At 71.7% G+C, this 21,818-nt stretch carries 18 protein-coding genes; 6 read left to right on the top strand and 12 right to left on the bottom strand.

Annotation, left to right across the window (positions count from 1 at the left end; translation table 11 throughout):
- Positions 1-53: 53 nt before the first annotated feature.
- Together ACFWGZ_RS09295 and ACFWGZ_RS09290 are read right to left on the bottom strand one after the other, a co-directional pair.
- A complete protein-coding gene (locus ACFWGZ_RS09295) occupies positions 54-674 on the bottom strand; it encodes a DJ-1/PfpI family protein (RefSeq protein ID WP_382450988.1) in 621 nt (206 codons plus the stop codon).
- The gene (locus ACFWGZ_RS09290; RefSeq protein WP_382450987.1) at positions 674-1,636 is read right to left on the bottom strand and encodes a GlxA family transcriptional regulator; all 963 of its coding nucleotides are present in this window, start codon (positions 1,634-1,636) and stop codon (positions 674-676) included. Before ACFWGZ_RS09290 ends, ACFWGZ_RS09295 begins: the two co-directional genes overlap by 1 nt.
- A gap of 81 nt (positions 1,637-1,717) precedes the next feature.
- On the opposite strand from ACFWGZ_RS09290, the gene ACFWGZ_RS09285 reads away from it, so the two are divergent.
- Positions 1,718-2,722 carry a GDSL-type esterase/lipase family protein gene (locus tag ACFWGZ_RS09285; RefSeq protein ID WP_382450986.1) on the top strand — a complete coding sequence of 335 codons (1,005 nt, stop codon included), beginning with the start codon at positions 1,718-1,720 and terminating at the stop codon, positions 2,720-2,722.
- Between the two features lie 31 nt (positions 2,723-2,753).
- On the opposite strand, the gene ACFWGZ_RS09280 is transcribed toward ACFWGZ_RS09285, so the two are convergent.
- From ACFWGZ_RS09280 to ACFWGZ_RS09270, 3 genes are all read right to left on the bottom strand, one after another.
- Positions 2,754-5,075, bottom strand: coding sequence for a hypothetical protein (locus ACFWGZ_RS09280; RefSeq protein WP_382450985.1), 2,322 nt, complete (start codon positions 5,073-5,075; stop codon positions 2,754-2,756).
- Positions 5,076-5,299: 224 nt separating this feature from the next.
- Positions 5,300-5,977 (bottom strand): hypothetical protein, encoded by a 678-nt coding sequence (locus tag ACFWGZ_RS09275; RefSeq protein ID WP_382450984.1) that lies wholly within the window; start codon positions 5,975-5,977, stop codon positions 5,300-5,302.
- Complete coding sequence (locus ACFWGZ_RS09270; protein ID WP_382450983.1) at positions 5,974-6,342, bottom strand: YchJ family protein; 369 nt, start codon at positions 6,340-6,342, stop codon at positions 5,974-5,976. Before ACFWGZ_RS09270 ends, ACFWGZ_RS09275 begins: the two co-directional genes overlap by 4 nt.
- A 95-nt stretch (positions 6,343-6,437) precedes the next feature.
- Here ACFWGZ_RS09270 and ACFWGZ_RS09265 point away from each other — a divergent pair, with 95 nt between their 5' ends.
- Positions 6,438-6,989: a DivIVA domain-containing protein gene (locus ACFWGZ_RS09265; RefSeq protein ID WP_382450982.1), complete on the top strand. Its 552-nt coding sequence runs from the start codon at positions 6,438-6,440 to the stop codon at positions 6,987-6,989.
- A 6-nt stretch (positions 6,990-6,995) separates the two neighbouring features.
- Here ACFWGZ_RS09265 and ACFWGZ_RS09260 read toward each other — a convergent pair whose 3' ends face one another.
- Positions 6,996-7,382 (bottom strand): nuclear transport factor 2 family protein, encoded by a 387-nt coding sequence (locus ACFWGZ_RS09260; RefSeq protein WP_382450981.1) that lies wholly within the window; start codon positions 7,380-7,382, stop codon positions 6,996-6,998.
- 68 nt (positions 7,383-7,450) lie between these two features.
- On the opposite strand from ACFWGZ_RS09260, the gene ACFWGZ_RS09255 reads away from it, so the two are divergent.
- Complete coding sequence (locus ACFWGZ_RS09255) at positions 7,451-7,747, top strand: ArsR/SmtB family transcription factor (protein WP_382450980.1); 297 nt, start codon at positions 7,451-7,453, stop codon at positions 7,745-7,747.
- A 1-nt stretch (position 7,748) separates the two neighbouring features.
- Here the strand turns inward: ACFWGZ_RS09255 and ACFWGZ_RS09250 are convergent, their stop codons facing one another.
- Positions 7,749-8,561 (bottom strand): SDR family NAD(P)-dependent oxidoreductase, encoded by an 813-nt coding sequence (locus ACFWGZ_RS09250; RefSeq protein ID WP_382450979.1) that lies wholly within the window; start codon positions 8,559-8,561, stop codon positions 7,749-7,751.
- Between the two features lie 81 nt (positions 8,562-8,642).
- On the opposite strand from ACFWGZ_RS09250, the gene ACFWGZ_RS09245 reads away from it, so the two are divergent.
- On the top strand, positions 8,643-9,074 hold the full coding sequence (locus tag ACFWGZ_RS09245; RefSeq protein ID WP_382450978.1) for a MarR family winged helix-turn-helix transcriptional regulator: 432 nt from the start codon (positions 8,643-8,645) through the stop codon (positions 9,072-9,074).
- Here ACFWGZ_RS09245 and ACFWGZ_RS09240 read toward each other — a convergent pair.
- Positions 9,071-9,637 carry a TetR family transcriptional regulator gene (locus ACFWGZ_RS09240; RefSeq protein WP_382450977.1) on the bottom strand — a complete coding sequence of 189 codons (567 nt, stop codon included), beginning with the start codon at positions 9,635-9,637 and terminating at the stop codon, positions 9,071-9,073. The genes ACFWGZ_RS09245 and ACFWGZ_RS09240 overlap by 4 nt on opposite strands.
- Positions 9,638-9,738: 101 nt before the next feature.
- Here ACFWGZ_RS09240 and ACFWGZ_RS09235 point away from each other — a divergent pair, with 101 nt between their 5' ends.
- Entirely contained in the window at positions 9,739-10,758 is a 1,020-nt protein-coding gene (locus ACFWGZ_RS09235; RefSeq protein ID WP_382450976.1) for an NAD(P)-dependent alcohol dehydrogenase, read from the top strand.
- A 4-nt stretch (positions 10,759-10,762) separates the two neighbouring features.
- Here the strand turns inward: ACFWGZ_RS09235 and ACFWGZ_RS09230 are convergent, their stop codons facing one another.
- From ACFWGZ_RS09230 to ACFWGZ_RS09215, 4 genes are all read right to left on the bottom strand, one after another.
- Positions 10,763-13,519: a BTAD domain-containing putative transcriptional regulator gene (locus ACFWGZ_RS09230; protein ID WP_382450975.1), complete on the bottom strand. Its 2,757-nt coding sequence runs from the start codon at positions 13,517-13,519 to the stop codon at positions 10,763-10,765.
- Between the two features lie 226 nt (positions 13,520-13,745).
- Positions 13,746-14,147, bottom strand: a complete 402-nt coding sequence (locus tag ACFWGZ_RS09225; RefSeq protein ID WP_382450974.1) for an MmcQ/YjbR family DNA-binding protein — start codon at positions 14,145-14,147, stop codon at positions 13,746-13,748.
- On the bottom strand, positions 14,147-16,627 hold the full coding sequence (locus tag ACFWGZ_RS09220; protein ID WP_382450973.1) for a DNA topoisomerase (ATP-hydrolyzing) subunit A: 2,481 nt from the start codon (positions 16,625-16,627) through the stop codon (positions 14,147-14,149). The genes ACFWGZ_RS09225 and ACFWGZ_RS09220 overlap by 1 nt, the downstream gene beginning before the upstream one ends.
- Before the next feature lie 30 nt (positions 16,628-16,657).
- Positions 16,658-20,164 (bottom strand): ATP-binding protein, encoded by a 3,507-nt coding sequence (locus ACFWGZ_RS09215; protein WP_382450972.1) that lies wholly within the window; start codon positions 20,162-20,164, stop codon positions 16,658-16,660.
- Between the two features lie 464 nt (positions 20,165-20,628).
- Between ACFWGZ_RS09215 and ACFWGZ_RS09210 the strand changes: the two genes are divergently transcribed.
- Positions 20,629-21,804 carry a pyridoxal phosphate-dependent aminotransferase gene (locus tag ACFWGZ_RS09210; protein WP_382450971.1) on the top strand — a complete coding sequence of 392 codons (1,176 nt, stop codon included), beginning with the start codon at positions 20,629-20,631 and terminating at the stop codon, positions 21,802-21,804.
- Positions 21,805-21,818: the final 14 nt, after the last annotated feature.

Below are 21,818 nucleotides of genomic sequence, written 5' to 3'. Positions count from 1 at the left end.
TGGTGAAGCTGGGCGCGCGCGACCGCGCCCAGCTCGTGGTGTTCGCCGTCCAGTCAGGCCTGACCTGAGGCGAACGCCGCCCTCAGCCCCTGCGCGATCTCCGGCGGGATCGAGTCGTAGGGGCGCGGCGGCTGCGGGTCGTACTCGATGCCGACCTGCACCGCCTGCGCCACCACCTCGCCGAACTCGGCCTCGACCAGCCGCAGCGCCATGTCGATGCCCGCCGACACCCCGGCGCCGGTGACGACCTTGCCGTCGAACACGACCCGGTCGGTGCTGACCTCGACCCCGCGCACCGCCAGGTCCTCGCGCGCCGCCCAGTGCGTGGTCGCCCTCGACACCAGGCCGGCCTCCGCGAGCAGCGTCGAGCCGGTGCACACCGACGTCGTCCACTTCGTCGTCGGGTGGACCTCCCGCAGCCACTCGACGACGCCTCCCGAGTCCGCCAGCAGTTCCTTCCAGTGCCCGGATCCCGGCACCACGACGATGTCGGTGGACTTCAGCGAGTCGAACGTGTCCGTCGGCACGACCGTCAGCCCGTTGTCGGACCGCACCGGGTCGAGCGTCGCGGCGACGAACCGCGCGGTGACCACCGGCACGGCGGCGAGCACCTCGTACGGGCCGACGAAGTCGAGCGCGGTCATGGTCGGGTAGAGCACGAAGGTGGCGTCCATCAGGCGACTCCGGTGGTCCGGAAACGGGCGCGGTAGCTGCCCGGCGACACGCCGAGCACGCGCAGGAAGGCCCGGCGCAGGGTCTCGGCGGAGCCGAACCCCGACTGGCGGGCGACGAGGTCCAGCGGGTCGCCGGTGCTCGCCAGCCGGTCGGCGGCGGCCTCGACGCGAGCCCGTTCGACGTACTGCGCGGGCGAGACGCCCACGTTGCGCGAGAAGACGCGAGCGAAGTGCCGCACGCTCATCATGGCCTTGCGCGCCATGACCGGCACCGTCCACTCGCGGGCCGGGTCGGCGTGGATGTCGTCGAGCAGCGCGCGCAGCGAGCCGTCCCGCACCGGCTTCGCGCGGGTGTGCACGCTGAACTGCGACTGCCCGCCCGAGCGCTGCAGGAACACGACCAGGTACTGCGCGATCCGGCGGGCGAGCGCCGGCCCGTGGTCCTGCTCGACCATCGCGAGCGCGAGGTCGATGCCCGCCGTCACACCGGCGGAGGTCGACACCTGCCCGTCGCACACGAAGATCGCGTCCGGCTCGACCTCGACCCCGCGGTCGGCCAGCTCGCCGGTGAACGCCCAGTGCGTGGTCGCCTTCTTGCCGTCGAGCAGACCCGCGCCCGCCAGCACCACCGCGCCCGTGCACACTCCCGCGACCCGGCGCGACTTCAGCGCCAGGCGCCGCAGGTTCGTCGTGAGCACCGGGTCCGCCGCGGCGTCGTCGTAGCCCCAGCCGCCGACGACGAGCAGCGTGTCGATCGGACGGTCCAGCGTGCGCAGGTCGGCCCCTGCCTCGATCCGCACCCCGGCCGTCGCGGTGAACGGGCCACCCCCGAGCGTGGCGATCGTGACCTCGTACCGGGGCTCGCCGTAGTTCGCGGCCTGGAACACCTCCACCGGTCCCGCCAGGTCCAGCAACGCGGTGCGGTCGTACCCCACCACGACTATCTCCCTCTTGTTCCCCACACCTCCACTTTCCTCAGCGGGCGCGGGGGCGGCAACGCCGAGGTCCCCTCGCATTCGGCCACCCGCGTAAACTGATCGTCGATGCGGAGAGTCCTGCCCCTCGGGGTGATCAGCCTGCTCGCGATCCTGCTGATCGTGAGCGACCACCCGTTCCCGCCGCCGTCGGACCCCGACCGCGAGTCCAGGACCGCGGTGGTCGCGCTCGGCGACAGCACGATGTCCGGTGAGGGCGCGGGCAACTACGAGCCCGGCACCGACGGCGAGGAGGGCGGCAACTGGTGCCACCGCTCCCTCGACGCCGAGATCATGAAGGCGACCGTCGAGGCCGACCAGCGGTTCAACCTGGCGTGCTCGGGCGCGAACTCCGACAAGCTGCGCACCGAGCAGCTCCCCCGCCTGAGCGAGATCGCGGGCTCGCACCGGGTCGTGGCGGTCGTCGTGGCCATCGGCGCGAACGACGACCCGCGCTTCTCCGAGATCCTGAACAAGTGCTTCGAGGCCTGGGGCCGGCGCAGCGACTGCACCTCCGCCGTGGCGCCGGAGTGGTCGAAGCGCGTGCGGCGGATGATCCCGAAGGTCGAGAACACGCTGCAGGCCGTCCGCCAGACGATGCGCGACTCCGCCTACCTCGACTCGTCCTACCAGCTCGTCGTGCAGTCCTACGCGGCGCCGGTCTCGCCGAAGATGCCGCGCTCGCTGCAGAACCTCTCCGGCTGCCCGCTGCGCACCACGGACCTCGAGTGGGTCGTCGAGGACGCCGTGCCGGAGCTGTCGAACGGCCTGCGCACCGCCGCGGGCAGGGTGAACGCGCGGTTCCTCGACCTGTCCCGCGCCGGTGAGGGCCACGAGGCGTGCGCGGGCGGCTCCGACCTCTCGTCGGAGTGGTTCACGCGGCTGTCCGTCGACTGGGACGGCCTGCGCGACCAGGCCCGCTCCTCGCACGCGCTGCAGGAGTCGTTCCACCCCAACGCCCGCGGGCACGAGCAGATCGGCCGGTGCCTGTCGGAGTTCCTGGCCTCGGACAAGAAGGACGGGGCGTGCGTGCCGCGGCTGGACGGCACGCTGGGACTCACGACCGAGAGCTAGGCGCCGTCCACAGTGGACGGCGCCCTTCGGCTCACGCCTCCACGGTCACCTGGTGCGAGACCGGCAGCACACGCAGGTTCGCCGCGGCTCGTTCGAGCTGCGAGAGCACGCTGGGCCGCAGCGCGGCGACCTCCTGGTCGGCCAGCGCGCCCGCCATCTCCTGCAGCAGCACCTGCTGCGGGTGGTCGCCCTCGGCCTCGGCGACGGCCAGCACCCGGAACGGCGTGCCGGGCGGGAAGAGCACCCGTTCCTCGGTCGTCACGGCCACGCGGTCCGACACCTCGACGCGGCGGCCGGTGACCGACCACAGCAGGAACTCGGTGGCACCCTCGATGCGGCCCACCGGGTTCGCGATGGCGTCGAGCAGGCCGTGCTCCACCAGGACGTCGCCGCTGCGGTAGCGGCGCGGGCCGGTCGAGCCGGTGAGGCCCCACACCGTCGCGACGCCGCTGTGCACGGGCAGGCGGTTCATGCCGGAGACGATGCACGCCACGTACGGACGCAACCGGCCGAGGCGTCCCATGCGCAGCTGGTCGACGACCATCTCCTCGTCCTGCGACACGCACGCGAGCAGTGCCGTCAGGTCGGTGACCATGGCCTCGAACGCCGCAGGGTCTTCCTCGGCGTCAGGGCGTTGCGCCAGCAGACGGCAGACCGTCGCCGCGTGGGCGCCATAACGCTCACCCAGCGCTCGTCGGACCGTGTCGCGTTCCGTGTCCGAGCTGCTGTGGTCGGGCAGAACGGTCTCGCGCTCACCACTGCCGTCGTCCGGGAGCTCCCACAGGGCCAGCGGCTGGATCGGCAGCGGGCCGTCGACGCGGAACCGGATCGGCGCCGAGTCGGGGTCGTCGGACGGGAACGCCGCCTCGTCCGGGTCGTCCAGCGCGTGCGAGGGCACGGTCGCGAGCGCGGGCCCGGCCTCCATCGACGCGTAGGCGGGCCGGTCCGCCTCGGGTTCGGCGGGCGTGACGGCGGCGAACAGGCCGGTGCCGTTGTCCGACTCCCGTGCCGACAGCGCCTGCTTGGCCACGCTCAACGCCGACGCGAGCTGGCCGGAGCCGCTCGGCGGCACCGGGGCGGCGGGAGCGGGCGGAGGAGTGGGAGCGGGAGGCGGCGGTGCGGACACCTTGGAGTCGCAGAACACCAGTCGCAGCAGCTTGCGCACCTCGGGCTCGAGGCGTTCCACGAGAGCAGCGCCGTGCACCGCGACCGCACCGGGCGTCGTGCGCCCAGGCGTGCCCACGGTCAGACGCGCCCACTCCGGATCAACGGGCTGAGAGCGCACCTCGGCCGCGTTGTACGGCTCGTCGTGCTCGCGCACCCACAGTCCCGAGGGCACGACCTCCAGCACGACACCGTCGCCGAGGGAGAACACACCGGGTGAGACCTCGGCGAGGCCCGGCACCGGCGCGCGATAACCCGACACGGTCGGGAAGGTCTCGTTCGGCAGGAACGTCACCTCGGTGACGAACGGCCGCCACGTCTGCTGCCCGCGCGGGTCGACCGCGATCACCGCGGGACCGCCGGTGCGCAGGTTGCCCGACGGCAGGCCGGTGAACATCGCGATCGGCTCGCCGAGCTGGTCGGCGACGAGACGGCCCAGCGAGGCGTCGACGCCGTACGGGACGAGCCGCACGCGCGAGCGGGCCGCCTGGGGCAGCGCCGTGAGCAGGCGGCACACCTCGTCGGTCGGGATCTCGGACTGGCCGGGACCGCCGACGACGACCGTCAGCACGTTCTCCCGGCACGGCAGCGCCACGATCGGCCGCGAGTCCTGGGCGGCCGGGTCGAACGGCGGCTGCTGCGCGCGCAGCCACAGGCCCGCCGGCACCGGTTCGGAGATGCCGATCTCGCCCGTCGGCCACGGGGAGTTCGGGTCCATCGCCTCCCACTGCGGCACCGGGAAGCGGCGGCCGAACGGCATCGGCGACGCGTTCGGCTGGAACTTCACCCAGCTGCCGTAGCCCTGGGCGCCCACGACGAACGCGGCGCCGGGCACCGTGGTCAGCACGCCGTCCGGCGCCACGACCTCGGCCTGCAACTGCTCGGAGAGCCACTGCGCCGGAGCGGTCGGCCGCATCGAGCCCGCGTGCGAGACCGCGAGCCGGATGGGCCCGCGCCCGTTCAGCGCGGTCACGACGTGGGGCCAGAAGGTGCTCTGGTCGCCGCTCGGGAAGTCGACCACCACCACGGTCCGGCCGCGGTCGACCGGGAGCGTGCGGGCCAGACCGGTCGCGGCCTGGGTCGGTCCCTCCGAAGCGGAGACCACGAGCGTCGCCCCGACGAAGTTCGCCGCGAACGGCTCCCTGCGCGGCGCCACCGGTTCCGGCGGCGGCGGCGGTGGTGCTGTCACCGCTGCCGGAGGCTGCTCGACGGGGTACAGATCCGAGTTCGTGAGTTCACTCGAACTGGGTGTCTGTGTTTGCTGGTCGCCATGGGCGGCGGCACGTCGGCCCATCAAGCGCCTGATCACCTCCGTGCCATCCCGTTCACTCGCCCTTTCGGCTTAACCGGGCAACGGAGGTGCACGCTATCAAGACGCTCCGCGCTCCTGTCACCCAGTCAGGTGATTTGACCTCATCCGATCGATACCCACACGGCGCGCGCTCGGCCACACACCCCGTGAGGCCCGATGATCGCCGACGCCGAGTAGGCCTTGCGCCCCTCCCGGCCAAGCTCCCACGCGAGGAGCACGTGGTCCACGCCCAGCAGCACCGGTTGCTCCACTTGCGCGACAAAAGTGCCCAGGACGAACGCGGGACCCCCGTCCGGGGCGACGGGCTGCGCCGACGGGCAGTCGAGACCGGCCCAGACGACCTCGGGCAGGACGCCGGTGCCGTCGTTCGGCAGCACGTCCGACGGCCGCCACACCCCCGCCCACTCCGGCCGCCCGTCCAGCGGGCCGAGCAGCGCACCGATGCCGTCGTCGCGGCCGGGACCGCACCCGAAGCACGTGGGGAACGGGTGCCTCTCCCGCCACGGCACCTGAGCGGAGGCCCGGCGCGCCTCGTCGAGCGCGGGCGCGGGCGGCACCTCCAGGTCGAGCGCGGCGGCCTCGGCCGACGCGATCAGGGTCTCGCCGTCGTACAGCTCGCCGCCGCGGACCTCCAGGTCGCGGTCGAGCGGCACGGGCTTGCGCAGCCGGACGCTCACCGCAGGTGCGTCGACGTGCGCGGCGAGCAGCCCCGCCGAGTAGCCGCCGTTGCCCGACCCGGGCGGGCCGTTGAACCGGGACGCGATCCGCACGGTGCTCACGACAGGGCCTCCGCGTACACCCACTGGCCGTCCTCCCGGACGAACCTGCTGCGCTCGTGGACGATGCCGCCGACGTAGTGGGCGCGGAACTCGACGACGCCCTCGCTCTGCAGCAGCCCGCCGTTCTCGGTCGCGACGATCTCGAGCTTCAGCCACCGGTCCGTCGAGTCGATCCCGGCGGTCGACGGCCGGTGCCGCGCGGCCCACGTGCGCAGCAGGTAGTCCTCGTCGGACACGGCGAAAGCGCTGTAGCGCGACCGCATCAGCTGCTCGGCGGTGGCCGCGGTGCGGACCCCCGAGTGCAGCGCGCCGCAGCAGTCCACGTAGGACTGCCCGGTCCCGCAGGGGCACAGTTTGGTGTTCACGCCGCCATCATGCCTGGTGAACCCGTTAGAACCGATGTCGCCCGGCGTACGTACCCCTTGTCAGGACTGACTCGCGGGAGGCGGAGGAGGCTGGCGTGAGCGTCGACGGCAGGACTGAGCTCGTACCGCTGCGCACGTGGTTCGGGCTGCGGTGGCGCGGCTACGACCGCGACGAGGTGGACGACTACGTCGCCGAACTGGAGGCCGAGCTCCGCCTGGTCACCGCCGACCGCGACGCGTCGGAGGCCCGCGCGGACGCCCTGGCGGCCAGGGTCGTGGCCGTCCAGGAGGAGAACGCGGCCCTGCAGGACGGCCTGCACCGCATCTGCCTCACCCCGATCGACCCGAAGGGCCTGCCCGAACGCCTGGCCCGCATGGTCGCCCTCGCGGAGGAGGAGCGCCGCGACGTCATCAGGGACGCCCAGCTCAAGGCGCTGATGATCGTCGGCGAGGCCGAGCAGCGCGCCCGGCAGCTCGACGAGGAGGCCGCCGCGAAGCGCGAGGACGTCCGCGAGGACTTCCGCCTCGCGATGTCGGCCCGCCGCGCCGAGGCGATGCGGGCGCTGGCCGAGCTGCGCGACGTGGCCCGCGACGAGGCCGACCGCATCGTCGCGGAGGCGAAGGTGCGGAGCCTGCACGTCGAGTAGGCGGGCTCAGGCGAAGAACCGGTTCATCCCGTCCACGTCGGACAGGAACGTCTCGATCCTCGCCACCTTGCCGTCCCGCAGGGTGAACACGGTCGCCAGGTGCTCGTCGAGCACCGCGTCGTCCCTGGTGGCGGTGTTGTGCAGGTTCAGCGCCACGTTGTCACGGCTGACCAGCACGTGCAGCAGCGCGAAGTGCACCCCGAACGACGAGATCAGCTCGACCCGCTCCGCCACGCCGTCCGGCCCGGCGACCGTGCCGGAGATCCGGTTGTCACCCGGCAGCGTCCAGGTCACGTCCTCGGTCAGCAGGTCGCGCAGCAGCGACCAGTCCTTGCTGCCCAGCGCCTTCATGAAGGTCGCCGCCACGTCCTGCTTGACCTGTTCGGCCGTCATCGTGCTCTCCTCACTGTTCGATTCAATTCGAACCGTAACAGTTCGAAGCAAGTCGTACAATCGGGCTCGTGGAGAGCGACGAGGGTCCGGCCAGGGGCGACATCACCATCGAGGCGGTGCTCGCGGCGCTGGACCACCCGCTGCGGCTGCGGGTGGTCCGCGCGCTGGCCGCGACGGCCGAGATGACCTGCCAGGAGATCCTCCCCGAGGTCACCAAGAGCACCGCGAGCCACCACTGGAAGGTGCTGCGCGAGGCCGGGGTCGTCGACCAGCGGCGGGAGGGCCGGTACCTGTACCTGCGGCTGCGGCGCGAGGACCTGGACAGCCGCTTCCCCGGCGTGGTCGACGCCGTGGTGCTCGGCTGAGTCAGGCGGCGTCGACGACCTCGTGCAGGCCGAGCTTGCGGTTGAGCGCGCCGGCGGCCCGCGCGACCACCGTGCGGGGCAGCAGCCGCGGGAACCACGTGGCGGCGCGGTTGAGCACCCGGCTCGCCGCGCGACCCGGGTAGGACACCGCACGCCGGCGCGCGAAGTCGTCGAGAACTCGCCCCGCCACGACCTCCGGCGTGTCGGCGACCGGGTGGACGGTGGCCGACGTGCCGTCGAAGAACCCCGTCGCGACCGGCCCGGGGTGCGCGGCCATCACGTGCACGCCCGTGCCGCGCAGCTCCTCGGCCAGCGCCTCGGTGAAGGACAGCACGAACGCCTTCGAGGCGGCGTAGCTCGCCTGGTACGGCATCGGCTGGAAGGCCGCGGTCGACGCCACGTTGACGATCCCGCCGCAACCGCGGGCAACCAGGTCGGTGCCGATCGCGTAGGTCAGCGCGAGCAGGCCGTCGATGTTGAGCGCCACCGAGCCGAGCTGCGGCCCGAGCGGACGCGTGAGGAACGGCCCGACGCTGCCCGCCCCGGCGTTGTTGACGAGCAGGTCGACGACCAGGCCGCGCTCGCGCAGTTCGGCCAGGACCGCCCCCGGCCCGTCCGCGGTGGCGAGGTCGCCCACGACAACCTCGGCGGTCCCGCCCTCCTCGCGGATCCCGGCGGCGACCTCGCTCAGGCTCTCCCGCGAGCGCGCCAGCAGCACCACGCGCGCTCCCCGGCGCGCCAGCTCCGCCGCGAGCGCCCGCCCGATCCCCTTGGACGCGCCGGTGACGAGCGCGGTCAGTCCCTGGTAGCTCACGGTCCACTCCCACTAGTTCGAGTCTCGAAGCATTCTGAGCGGCACGATACTTCAAGTCTCGAACTAAAGTAAGATGGGGGCATGGCCGCACCCGACCTCACGGCGTCCCCCCTGGCCGCGGCCGTCGTCGCGGTCTACGACACGTGGATGCGGACCGTCGACCTGATCGAGCCGGTCCTCGCCGCGCACCGCCTGACGACGGCGACGTTCCAGGCCCTGTGGGCGATCTCGCCCGACGAGGACCCGCCGTCGATGAAGGCGCTGGCCGAGCGCCTCTACTGCAACGCCCCGAACCTGACGTTCATGACCAACCAGCTGGCCGACCGCGGCCTGGTGGAACGCGTCGTCGACCCGTCCGACCGCCGGTCGCGCGTGCTGGTCCTCACCGCCAAGGGCCGCGAGGTCCGCGACGAGGTGGTCAAGGCGGTCATGGCGAAGACGCCGCTGGGGGCGCTCTCCGAGGCCGAGCTGCACCAGCTGTCAGGCCTGCTCACCCGAGCCTTGCACCGCTAGCAGAAAGCGCGGCGCACGGTCTCCGCGAGCGCCGTCCGCCGGCGGTCGTGGTCGGCGTCCGGATCGGCCGCGGTGGCCGTGACGAACAGGCTGGCGGGTGACCAGGTCAGCGCCAGCATCGACACCATCGCGAGCACGTCGGCCGGTTCGAGCGCCGGGGTGACGTCCCCGGAGAGCTGCGCCCGCGCGATCGCGTCCAGCTTCTCGGCGGTCTGCTCGGGCATCGAGGTGACGAGCACACCGGCCGGGATCCGCTCGAGCCGCGCCCACGTGGCGAGGCGCACCAGGTTCGGCCTGGTCAGGCACGCGTCGTAGAGGCCAACGGCGTATCCGGGCAGGTCGTCGGCGGTGAACGGGACGATGGTGACGAGCTCGTCGGCCTGCTGCCGGAACACCGTGTCGAACAGCCGCTCCTTGTCGCCGAAGTAGGCGTAGAGCTGGGCCTTGTTCGCCTTGGCGCTCGCCGAGATGCGGTCGACCCTGGCGCCCGCGATCCCGTGGGTCGCGAACTCCTCGGTCGCCGCGTCGAGCAGCCGCTGCCGGGTGGCCTTGCCGTCGTTCACGTCCCTGATCCTAACCAACCCGTTGGTTTGCCCGGAGCGTGACCTTGTGCTTACCTGGAGAAGTAACTAACTAGTTTGTTTTAGCGCGACGGGAGCGAAGGATGCTGGTCCACGCCTATGCGGCACTGGAGGCGGGCGGTCCCCTGCAGCCCTACGAGTACGAGAGCGGGCCGTTGGGGGCGAACGAGGTCGACGTGCGGGTGACGCACGGCGGCATCTGCCACACCGACCTCGGGGTGATCGACGACGAGTTCGGCCTCGGCCGCTTCCCCGCGGTGGCGGGCCACGAGGCCGTCGGCGTCGTGCACGCCGTCGGGGACGCGGTCGAGAAGTCCGTCCTGCGGGTGGGGCAACGGGTGGGGGTCGGCGCCATCTCGGGCTCCTGCTTCCACTGCGAGTGGTGCCTGAGCGGGCAGACGAACCTCTGCCCCGCCAGGGACGACACCGTCGTGCGCGGCGACCGCGGCGCGTTCGCGAGCCACGTCCGCGCGAGCGACTGGAGGCACGTCCACCCGATCCCCGACGCGATCCCGTCGGCGCAGGCCGCCCCGCTGCTCTGCGCGGGCACGACCGTGTTCTCGCCCCTGTTGGTCAACGGCGTGCTGCCCACGCACCGCGTCGCGGTCGTCGGCGTCGGCGGCCTGGGCCACCTCGCCGTGCAGTTCCTGGCGAAGTGGGGCTGCGAGGTCACGGCGATCTCGCGCACGGACGACAAGCGCGCCGACGCCGAACGCTTCGGCGCCACCGGTTTCCTCGCCTCGGGCGAGGAGGGCGCGATCGGGGCCGCCGCCGGCACGTTCGACTTCGTGCTGTCCACGGTGTCGGCGAACCTGCCGTGGGACGACTACGTCGGCCTGCTGCGGCCGCAGGGCAAGCTCTGCGTCGTCGGCGTCCCGGACCGGCCGATCACCCTCTCGCCGATGAGCCTGCTGCCCTCGGCCAAGCAGGTGATGGGCGGCATCGTGGGCTCCGCCGCGCACACCCGGCAGATGCTGGACTTCGCGGCACGGCACGACATCAGGGCCGAGGTCGAGACGTTCGGCGTCGCGGACTTCGAGAAGGCGCTCGGCCGCGTCCGCGAGGGCAGCGCGCGGTACCGGGCCGTCGTCGAGTTCGGGTGAGCGTTCAGCCCGAGCGGCCCGCGATGCGGTCGGCGGCCTGGTGGAGGTTCTGGCCCCGGTAGAGGTCGATGGCCTCCTGCCAGCACCGCCGGGCCGCCTCCGCCTCCCCGAGGTCGCGGTGCGTGTCGCCGAGCACGGCCAGGGTGCCCGCCTGCCGGTAGGTGTTGTCGAGGTCGCGCCACAGCCGCAACGCGCGGGCGTAGTGCCGCCGCGCCTGGTCGTGGTCGCCGGTGTTGCCCGCGATGGCGCCGAGGCTGTCGAGGCTGTCCGCCTGGCCGTAGACGTCGTTGTGCAGCACGCACAGTTCGAGCGCGGACTCGCAGAAGTGGCGAGCGCGGGCGTGCCGGCCGAGCCGGGTGTGGGAGGCGCCCATCATGCTCAGGGCGCGGATCTCCCACCTCGTGGTGCCGGTGCGCCGGTACAGGGCCATCGCCTCGGTGAGGTGGGCCAGCGCGCCGTGGTCGTCCTTGCGCCACGCCAGCGCGAGCGCGAGCACGATGTGCGCGCCCGCCACGCCGACCGTGTCGCCGACCTGCCCGGCCAGTTCGAGCGACCGTTCCAGGTGGCGCAACGCCTCCTCGTCGCGGCCCAGCGGCGCGTAGACGAGGCCGAGCCGCCGGTGCGCGCGGGCCTGCACGGCGAGGTCGCCCAGCCGTTCGGCGGCGGCCAGGCCGACCCGCCAGGAGGTGATGTTGTCGTGCAGGTGCCCGCGCCGGTAGTGGAAGTTGTCGAGCGACCAGGCGAGCTGCCACACCACGGTGTCCCACCCGGCCTCCTCGGCCGCGACCCGTGCCGCCAGGACGCAGCCGTGGTTGGCGTCGAACCACGCCATCGCGGCGGCGCCGTCGGGCAACGGGCGCGGGACGCAGCCGGCCGGTGCGAGGTCGATCGGCGGGTGCTGCCGGTCGAGCAGCCTGCTGGCGTCGTGCGCGGTGTGCAGGTAGTAGTCGACGACCCGCCGCAGTGCGGTGTGCCGCAACGCTTCCGGCTCGTCGGTCAGCGCGACGGCGTGGGCGTGCTGGCGGACCAGGTCGTGGAAGCGGTACCGGCCGGGCGCGGGTTCCTGCAGCAGGTGGTCGTCGACGAGCCGTTCCAGCAGCCGTTCGGCCTCGGGGAGGTCGACGGCCGCGAGCGCCGCGGCGGCGTGCGCGTCGAAGTCCGGGCCGGGGTGCAGGCCGAGCAACCGGAACACCCGTCGGCGCGGCGCGTCGAGGTGCTCGTAGGACAGCGCGAACGCCGCCGCCACGCTCCGGTCCCCCGCCTCCAGCTCGGTGAGCGGGGAGTGCGCCTGGCGCAGCCGGTCCGCGAGGTAGCGCACCGTCCACGACGGACGCGCGCGCAACCGGGCGGCGGCGATGCGGATCGCCAGCGGCAGGTGGCCGCACAGGGCGACGACCTCGTGCACCGCGCACTCGTCGCCGTCGCCACCCGCGACGCTCGTGAACAACGCGACCGCGTCCCGCTGGGGCAGCACGTCGAGCGACACGACCTGCGTGGCGTCGAGGTCGACCAGGCGACGGCGGCTCGTGATCAGCGTCAGGCTGCGCGAGGTGCCGGGCAGCAGCGGGCGCACCTGGGCCGCGTCGGCGGCGTTGTCCAGCACCACCAGCACCGACCGCGTGGCCAGTTCGGCCCGCCACAGCGCTGCCCGCGCGTCCGGGTCCTGCGGGATCCGGTCCCCCGGCACCCCGAGCGCCCGCAGCAGCGCGTCCAGCGCCGCCATCGGCGAGAGCGGCCGCTGACTCGACGCGTGGCCGTGCAGGTCGATGAACAACCGGTCGGGGTAGTCCGGCGCGAACCGGTGCGCCGCGTGGACCGCCAGCGTCGTCTTGCCGACCCCGGCCATGCCGTCGATCGCCTCGATGACCACGGCGTGCCGGCCCGTCTCCCGCGCGGCCGCCAGCAGCACCAGCTCGTCGCCGCGGCCCGCGAAGTCCGGGACGTCGCCGGGGAGGTCGTCGCGGGCCGGATCACCCGGCGCGGCGGCGGGCACGCCGAACAGCCGGGCGTCGTTGTCGAGCACCTGCTGGTGCAGCGCGGCCAGCCGCGGTGACGGGTCCAGCCCGAACTGCTCGACGAGCACCGCGCGGGCGCGCAGGAACGCGTCAAGCGCCTCGGCCTGCCGGCCCGCCCGGTACAGCGCGGTCATCAGCTGCCCCCACAGCCGTTCCCGGCCGGGGTGCCGGTCGGTCAGCGCGGAGAGCTCCTCCACCAGTGTCACCCCCGCCCCGGTCGCGAGCTCGGCGTCGACGCGGTCCTCGACGGCGCCGAGCCGCAGCCCCTCCAGCCGCGCGGCCTCCGCCCGCAGCACCGGAGTAGCGGCGAACTCGCCGTACGCCTCGCCGCGCCAGAGGGTCAGCGCGACCGAGAGCTGTTCGGCGGCGTTCGCGGCCCGGCCCGCCGACAGCGCGTCCCGCCCCGCCTCGACGAGCCGTTCGAACCGGCGGGCGTCGACGACGTGCGGGTCGAGCCGCAGGACGTAGCCCGCCGGATGCGTGACGATCAGCCGGTCGACGGCGAGCGCGCGCCGCAGCCGTGAGACGTAGCTGCGCACGGTGCGGTGCGCGTCCGGCGGCGACTGCGGCCCCCACAACGCCTCCACCATCGTGCCGACGCTCGTCACCCTGCCCGCGTTGGCCGTCAGGACCGCGAGCAGCGTCCGGATGCGCGGGCCCCCCAGGTCGAGCACCTCGTCCTGCACGCGCACCTCGAACGGCCCCAGCACCCGGAACTGCGGTTGTGCGGCGGAATCCGTTCCCACGTCAGGAGAAGAGGTGGCCACGCCGCCTGGGATACGCCCGGACGCGGCACACGCCCGGCTTCAGGGCCGCCGCACCGGGGTTCGGTGCGCGCCCGATCTTCGGACCGAGGGGGCAGCGCACACCTGGTCTCGGAACGGACGCGCGGCAACGCACCGCGTTCGGTACGCACCACCCGCCCGTCACGACCACCTCGGCAGCACACCACTTCCAGCCCGTGCACCCCGGTCAGTCGACGAGCCGGGCCAGCTTCTGCGGGGCGAGCTTGCGGTAGCTCTCCGCCAGCAGCTCGCCCACCTCCGCCCAGTCCACACCGGGCAGCACCTTCATCCCCACGACGTCGTGCCCCCACGCCGCGCGGAAGAACGGCTCCCCGGCGCTGACCAGGGCGTCGAACTCCTCCCGCCGGGCCCGGAAGGTCATCACCACGGTCGGCTCCGTCAGCTCCGCCGCCCGGCTGTACGCGCCGTCCTCACCGGGGTGCGCCGTGAACACGTGGACGAACGTGCGGGTGCGGACGCGCCACCGCGTCCCCACCCACGCCGCCTCCTCCCGGCTCTCCGGCAGGCCCGCGCAGATCGCGCGCAGCTCGGCGAGCACCCCGGCCGGCACGTCCGCGCGGTCGCCCACTAGTCCCTCTCGACCAGGTGCCCGACCACGGCAGGACCCGGATGCGCGTGACCGGAGCCGTCGCGCCGCGGGTCGACCTCCGGCAGCTCCACCGGCGCACCCTTGTCGTCCGCGCCGGCCGGCCTGCGGCCGATCCACGCCACGACCAGGTGCGTCTCGCCCTTCAGGAACCGCTGCGACCGCACGCCGCCCGTCGCGCGGCCCTTCGCCGGGTACTCGCTGAACGGGGTGACCTTCACGCTCTGCCCGGACGACGTCACGACCATCGGCTCGCCGTGCTCGGCGTCGTCCGTGCGGATCGCGCCGAAGAACACCACGTGCGCGTCACCGCTCAGGTTGATGCCCGCCATGCCGCCGCCCTTGAGACCCTGCGGCCGCACCAGCTTCGCGTCGTAGCGCAGCAGCGACGAGTCGGAGCTGACGAACGCCAGCGTCTCGCTGCCGTCGGTGAGCCACGTGCAGCCGACGACCTCGTCGCCGTCCTTGAGCGAGATGACCTCGAACTCGTCCGACCGCACCGGCCACTCCGGCACGCACACCTTCACCGTGCCGAGCTTCGTGCCGAGCGCGATGCCGGGCGAGTCCTTCGGGTCGAGCGGCGCGATGCCGACGACCGCCTCGCCCTTCTCCAGCGGCACCAGCTCGCTCGCCGCCATGCCCCCGCGCAACGACACCGTGCCGGTCTGCTCCGGCAGCACCGGCAGCGGCAGCACGTCCGTCTTGAACGCCCGCCCGCGGTTCGTGATCAGCACGACCTGGCCGCGCGCCGTCGAGTGCACCACCGCGGCCACCGCGTCGTGCTTCACCCGCCCGGCCCGCCGCTTGCCCTCCGACGCCTCCTCCGACTCCGCCGCGGTGCGCGCGACGAGCCCGGTGGCGCTCAGGATGACCTGGCACGGGTCGTCCGCGACCTCCAGCGGCCCGGCGGGCTTCGACGCCGCCAGCACCTCCTTGAGGTCACCGTCGATCAGGCTCGTCCGCCGCTCGCCGCCGAGCTCCTTCGCCACCGCGGCCAGCTCCGAGGAGACCAGCTTCTTGAGCACGCTCTCGTCGTCGAGGATCGCGGACAGCTCGGCGATCTCCTTCGTGAGCTTGTCCTGCTCGCCCTCGAGCTCGAGCTTGTCGTACCTGGTGAGGCGGCGCAGCGGCGTGTCGAGGATGTAGGACGACTGGATTTCCGACAGCTTGAACTGCTTCATCAGGCCGTCCTTGGCGGCCGCCGCGTTCTCGCTGCCCCGGATCAGCTTGATGACCTTGTCGATGTCCAGCAGGGCCTTCAGCAGACCCTCGACCAGGTGCAACCGCTCCTCGCGCTTGCGCCGGCGGAACTTCGTGCGCCGCGTGACCACCTCGTACCGGTGCTGCAGGAAGACCTCCAGCAGCTGCTTGAGGCCGAGCGTCTGCGGCTGCCCCTCGACCAGCACCAGGTTGTTGATGCCGAACGACTGCTCCATCGGCGTGAGCCGGTACAGGTCGGCCAGCAACGCCTGCGGGTTCACGCCGACCTTGCACTCGATGACCAGCCGGATGCCGTTCTCGCGGTCGGTGAGGTCCTTGACGTCCGCGATGCCCGTGAGCCGCTTCGACTTGTTGACCTCGTCGGTGATCTTCTCGACGATCCGCTCCGCGCCCACGCCGTAGGGCAGCTCGGTGACGGTGATGGCCTGCCGGCCGCGGGAACCCTCCAGCGGCCCGATCTCGACCTTGGCGCGCATCCGCACGACCCCGCGCCCGGTCTCGTAGGCCTTGCGGACCTCGTCGAGCCCCAGCAGGATGCCGCCGGTCGGCAGGTCGGGCCCCGGCACGAACTCCATGAGCTTGTCGAGGTCTGCCGTGGGGTGCGTGATGAGCCACCGCGCCGCGCCGACCACCTCGCGCAGGTTGTGCGGGATCATGTTCGTGGCCATGCCGACCGCGATCCCGGACGTGCCGTTGACCAGCAGGTTCGGGAACGCCGCGGGCAGCACGGCCGGCTCTTCGAGCGAGCCGTCGTAGTTGGGCCGGAAGTCGACGGTCTCCTCGTTGAGCTCGCCGACGAGGTGCATGGCGGCGTGCGACATGCGCGCTTCCGTGTAACGGCTCGCGGCCGGTCCATCGTCCGGGCTACCAAAATTTCCGTGCCCGTCGATCAACGGCTCGTTGAGCGAGAAGTCCTGCGCGAGGCGCACCAACGCGTCGTAGATCGCCGTGTCGCCGTGCGGGTGGTAGCGACCCATCGTGTCGCCGACCACGCGGGACGACTTCACGTACGGCGAAGTCGGCCGCTGACCGTTGTCGTGCATCGAGAACAGGATGCGGCGGTGCACCGGCTTGAGGCCGTCGCGCGCGTCGGGCAGCGCCCGCGAGTGGATGACCGAGTACGCGTACTCCAGGTACGAGTCCTCGATCTCCGTCTTCAGCGAGTTGTCGAGCACCGTCGCGCCGGCGCGGTCGAAGGCGGCGGGGTCGACCTTGGTCGTGGGTCCCTTGCGGCGTGCCATGACTTCGTAACTCCGGTCTGTCTCTAGGGCTTAGAGGTCGATGGCCGACTGGTCGACCCGTGCGGCGGACTCGACGAGCCAGTTGCGGCGTGGCTCGACCTTCTCGCCCATCAGCAGCTCGAGAGCGTTCTCGGCGGCCTCGGCGTCGTCCATCGTGATGCGCCGGACGGAGCGGGTGGACGGGTTCATCGTGGTGTCCCACAACTCGTCCGCGTCCATCTCGCCCAGGCCCTTGAACCGCGGCACCGGCGTGACGACCGTCTTGCCCGCCCGTTCCAGCTGGGCCACCTTCTGCTCCATCTGGCGCTGGGTGAAGGTGAAGTGCGTTTCGGCGTTGCGGCCGCGCGTCATCACCTTGTGCAACGGCGGCATCGCGGCGTAGAGCCGGCCGTCGTCGATGACCGGGCGCATGTACTTGGCGAACAGGGTGATGAGCAGCGTCCGGATGTGGCTTCCGTCGACGTCGGCGTCGGCCATCAGGATCACCCGGCCGTAGCGCATCTGCGTGAGGTCGAACGTGCGGCCGGTGCCGGCGCCGAGGACCTGGACGATCGAGGCGATCTCGGCGTTGCGCAGCGTGTCGGCGAGGGAGGCCTTCTGCACGTTGAGGATCTTGCCGCGCAACGGGAGCAGCGCCTGGTACTCGGAGACGCGCGCCATGCGGGCGCTGTTGTGGACGAACACCCCGGCTTCGAGGGCGAAGTTGTGGTAGCCGTCCACGGTCAGGTCGTAGACGTCCTCGCGCTCCGACAGCACCTCGACGGAGGCCACGGAGTGGTTTACCAACGACGCGGCCTCCCGCATGCGGGCGAAGTCGTCGTCATAGTGCGCCAGGAGGTTCAAGAACTTCAGGCCGGTCTTCGCGTTCACGCGACGGTCGAGCTCGTAGGACAACGCCAGCTCGAGGTTCGACGGCGTGTCCAGCATCGGCGCCATCCGCTTCAGCGCGGCAAGTCGACGGCCCTCGCTCTGACGAGCGACCCGTTCGGCCCGCGGCGTCGACTCGACGTACCTGCGCCGACCCTCCTGGATCTTGTCCGGGTGGCCGGTCGAGGCGTCCGCCATGCGCTGCTTCATCCGCTCCGAGTGCTCACGGCCGAACTCCGGGTTGTTCTCGTGCCAGGCGATGACCGCGTCGCGCTGGCGCTGGCGCTCAGCAGGGTCGGAGAACTGCTCGGTCGAGGCGCGTGAACGCCACGCGAGCAGGTCCTCGTCCTGCCACTGCGCCAAGGAGCGCTCACGCCACTCCTCACGCCTGCCTGGTTGGGCGAAGAACGCGCGGACTCGCTCGGCGGCCGCGGCGCGGTGCTCCGGGTGCGCCCAGCACTCGGCCTGGAGCGCGCGCAGTCGCTCGGCGTAGGCGGTCTTCTCGTCCGCACCAAGCGCCGTGTACCAGTCCTGGAAACCCTGCTCGATGCGGGCGCGAAACTTCGGGTCCTGGTTGCGTTCGGCGAGACGCGCGAGGCAGGAAGCGCGGAACTCCGGGTTCTTCCACTGTTCGGACAGCATCGCCGACTTGAACTCGGTGCCGCCCGCGGCGAGCCAGGCGCGGTAGCCCTCGTGCACATGCTCGCCCATCATCGCGGCGTGCAGGGCGGCATGGGCTTCCCCCGTCATCCGCTTGAGGTTGCGCGGGTCGTTGTTCCGCTTGTTCACGTCGACGTGGTGCCGGACGTTGCCGTCGGCCGCATGATCGAGGCCGTGGCGGAGGTTGTAGGCGTCGGCCAGGTAGTGGGTGTACACCCACTCCTGCCGGTCGTTCATCCAGACCCGCTCGTACCCGTCGAGGTTGTGACCCTCGGCCTTGGAGGACACCGAGCGGTACAGCGGCATCAACGAGTCGCCGGGCTCCAGTGCGTCGGCACGGCGGTAGCCGCCGTCACGCAGGCGGAACAGGTGGTCGGGCGTGCACCGCACCGACTCGCCGTCGTCCAGCGTGACGCGGACCAGCGGGGCGTCCTTCTTGGTGAGCCGCGGCTCGACCAAGGGGACGACCACGACACGGCCCGCCTTGTTGGTGGCGTACCCGAAGTGCGTGACGCCACGATTCCAGTCTTCGACCAGTTCGGCGAAGGTCAGCGACTTCCCGGACGCCACTGCGACTCGCGTCTCTCCGACAAAGCACCCTAGGGCGCTGTCGCCTTCCACGAGGAAGAGCTCGCTCCGCGACACACCCGTCGTGCGGCAGTCCACGAGCTTCGCCGGCATCGCCGCGCCCTCGAGCGCCGTCTTGCGGCGCGCCGCGTCCTTCTGCTGCTTCTGGGTCAGGCGGACTCGGGAGGCGTCGACGACCTTCTGCAGGACGGTCTTCGCCTCGACCTTGGTCTTGCGGTCCTCGGTCCAGGCCCGGACCTGCTGGTCGACGATGCCCTGCAGCACCTTGGTGATGCCGGCGGTGGACAGCTCGTCCTTGGTCTGCGAGGTGAACTGCGGCTCGGGGATGCGGACGTGGATGACGGCGGTCATGCCCTCGAGGACGTCGTCGAGGGTCGGCATCTCCTCCTTGGGCTTGAGCAGCCCGCGGGTCTTGGAGATGGCGTCCTGCACCGACTTCAGCACGGCGCGGTCGAAGCCGCGGCGGTGGGTGCCGCCGTGCATGTTGCGGATGGTGTTGGTGAAGCACTCGACGGTGCGCTCGTAGCCGGTGCCCCAGCGCAGGGCGACCTCGACCTCGGCCTGACGCTCCACTTTGGACCGCATCACGCCGTTCTCGTCGGCGGCGTTCTCGAAGTAGGTGCCGGTGCCGGTGATCACGAGGGTGCCGGAGACGGCGCGGTCGCCGCTGGGGGCCAGGAACTCGACCATGTCGGTCAGGCCGTGGGGGTAGTGGAAGACCTCTTCGGAGATCGCGTCCTCGAGGGCCGAGCGCAGGACGTAGGTGACGCCGGGCACGAGGAAGGCCGTGTTGCGCAGCTTCATGCGGACGGTGTCGACGTCGAGGGCGGCGCCGTTCTCGAAGTAGCGCGCGTCGTACCAGTAGCGGATCGAGGTGCCGGTCGGGGAGTTCCGCTTCATCTTGCCGACGACCTGCAGGCCGTTCTGGCGCGTGAACTTGGCCTTGGGGCCGGGGCCGTCGAAGACGCCGGGAACGCCGTGGGCGAACGACATCTCGTGGACCTTGCCGCCGCGGCGGACGCTGACGTCGAAGCGGTGGGAGAGGGCGTTGACGGCGCTGGCGCCGACGCCGTGCAGGCCGCCGGAGGTCTTGTAGCCGGAGCCGCCGAACTTGCCGCCGGCGTGCAGCTTCGTGAGGACCAGTTCCACACCGGACAGACCGGACTTCGCGTGCACGTCGGTCGGGATGCCGCGGCCGTCGTCGTCGACCTGGACGCTGCCGTCGGCGTGCAGGGTGACGACGATCTTGGTGGCGTGGCCCGCCACGCCCTCGTCGGTCGAGTTGTCGACGATCTCGCTGAAGAGGTGGTTGATGCCCCGGCTGTCGGTCGACCCGATGTACATGCCGGGCCGCTTGCGGACGGCCTCCAGACCTTCGAGGTGCGTAAGGTCGTCGGCCCCGTACAGGGTCTCTGCGGTCACGGGTACTGCTCCCTGGATCGTGTGCGGACTGCGAGCAGGGTATCCGCCTGGACCGACAATTTTTCGCAGGACGTCCGTCACGGGATCCGTTTCCGCGCCGGACGGCACGCCGTTCCGCCTCCCGGAGACCCTCCGTGGCCTCATCGCGACGCGCTGACCTGCGAGGGAGCCGGGGCCGACCCAAACGACCTCACCGGGAGCGCCGGTTGGCGAACGTCACGCACCCGAGTGCGCCCCGAGGCGGGTACCCGGGCACGTGCGTGCCCGACCGAACCTCCGGATCAGGCGGTTTGATCCGTCCACAGTGGACCGGAAGATGCCGCGCGACCCCGCCGAGCAGCGGCGGCGGGCGAGGTTGCGCCCGTGACCCGGTCGAGACCTTCCCGAAACTGACCCGTGAACCGGGATGAACACCGGCACGTATGCCCCGGTGTCGGAATCGGACCGAGGGACGGAGTGATCGCGTGCGCCATGGTGTGGACTCGGGTCTTTTCCAGGAGACCGCGCACAGCCCGTCCTATTTCGAGCTGTCGAGGACCGGCGCCGGCGAGCTCGTCGACTTCTGCATCCCCTGCAACCCGTACTTCCCGACCCCGGAGATGTTCGACGAGCTGTCGAAGAACCTCGAGGCGGTGCTGAAGTTCTACCCGAGCGACTCGTCGAAGATCGCCGCGCAGCTCAGCGCGGTGCTGGGGCTCAACCCGGCGACGATCGCGATGTCGAACGGCAGCACCGAGCTCATCACGTGGATGGACCACCTGTGGATCCACGAGAGCGTCGCGATCCCGATCCCGACCTTCGGACGCTGGACCGACCAGCCGATGGAGAGCAACAAGCGCGTCGACATGTTCCTGCTGCAGGAGAGCACCAACTTCGAGCTCGACGTCGACGAGTACATCAAGTTCATCCGCACGCGCGGCAGCCGGGTCGCGGTCATCTGCAACCCGAACAACCCCGACGGCGGGTACCTGCCGCGCCGGGAGATCGTCCGGTTCATGGACGAGCTCGCCGACCTCGACCTGATCGTGATCGACGAGTCGTTCATCGACTTCGTCGAGGTGGAGCGGGTGCCGTCGGTGGCGGCGGAGGCGTCCATCCGGCCCAACGTGGTCGTGCTGAAGAGCCTCGGCAAGAACTTCGGCCTGCACGGCATCCGGTTCGGCTACCTGGTCGCGAACCCCGGTCTCGCCGGCAAGATGCGCAAGACGCTGCCGAAGTGGAACCTCAACTCCCTCGCCGAGACCGTCGTGTTCATGCTGGCCGAGCACGAGGCCGAGTACGCGGAGAGCCTGCGGCTGCTCTCCCGCGACCGCTACCGGATGGGCGTGGAGCTCTCCCGCGTCCCCGACCTCACCGTGTACTCGTCGCAGGCCAACTTCCTGCTGGTCAAGCTCGGCAACGGGATGGACGGGCGCGAGCTGCGCGACCACCTGCTGTCCCGGCACCAGGTCTTCATCCGCGAGTGCGGCAACAAGCTCGGCATGAGCAGCCGGTTCGCGCGCCTGGTGGTGCGGCCCGAGCACGACGTCGACCGGCTGGTCGAGGGCATCCGCGACTTCACCCAGGCGAGGTGGACGACAGACCACGCGAGCCACTCCAGTCATTCGAGCGAACCGTCGCTCCTCATGCACAGCGCCTGAACCCCTTGAAAGGC

The sequence above is a fragment of the Lentzea sp. NPDC060358 genome (assembly GCF_042725365.1).
GTDB lineage: Bacteria > Actinomycetota > Actinomycetes > Mycobacteriales > Pseudonocardiaceae > Lentzea.
Note: the sequence above shows the minus strand (reverse complement) of the source record. Positions and strands in the feature narration are given on the sequence as shown.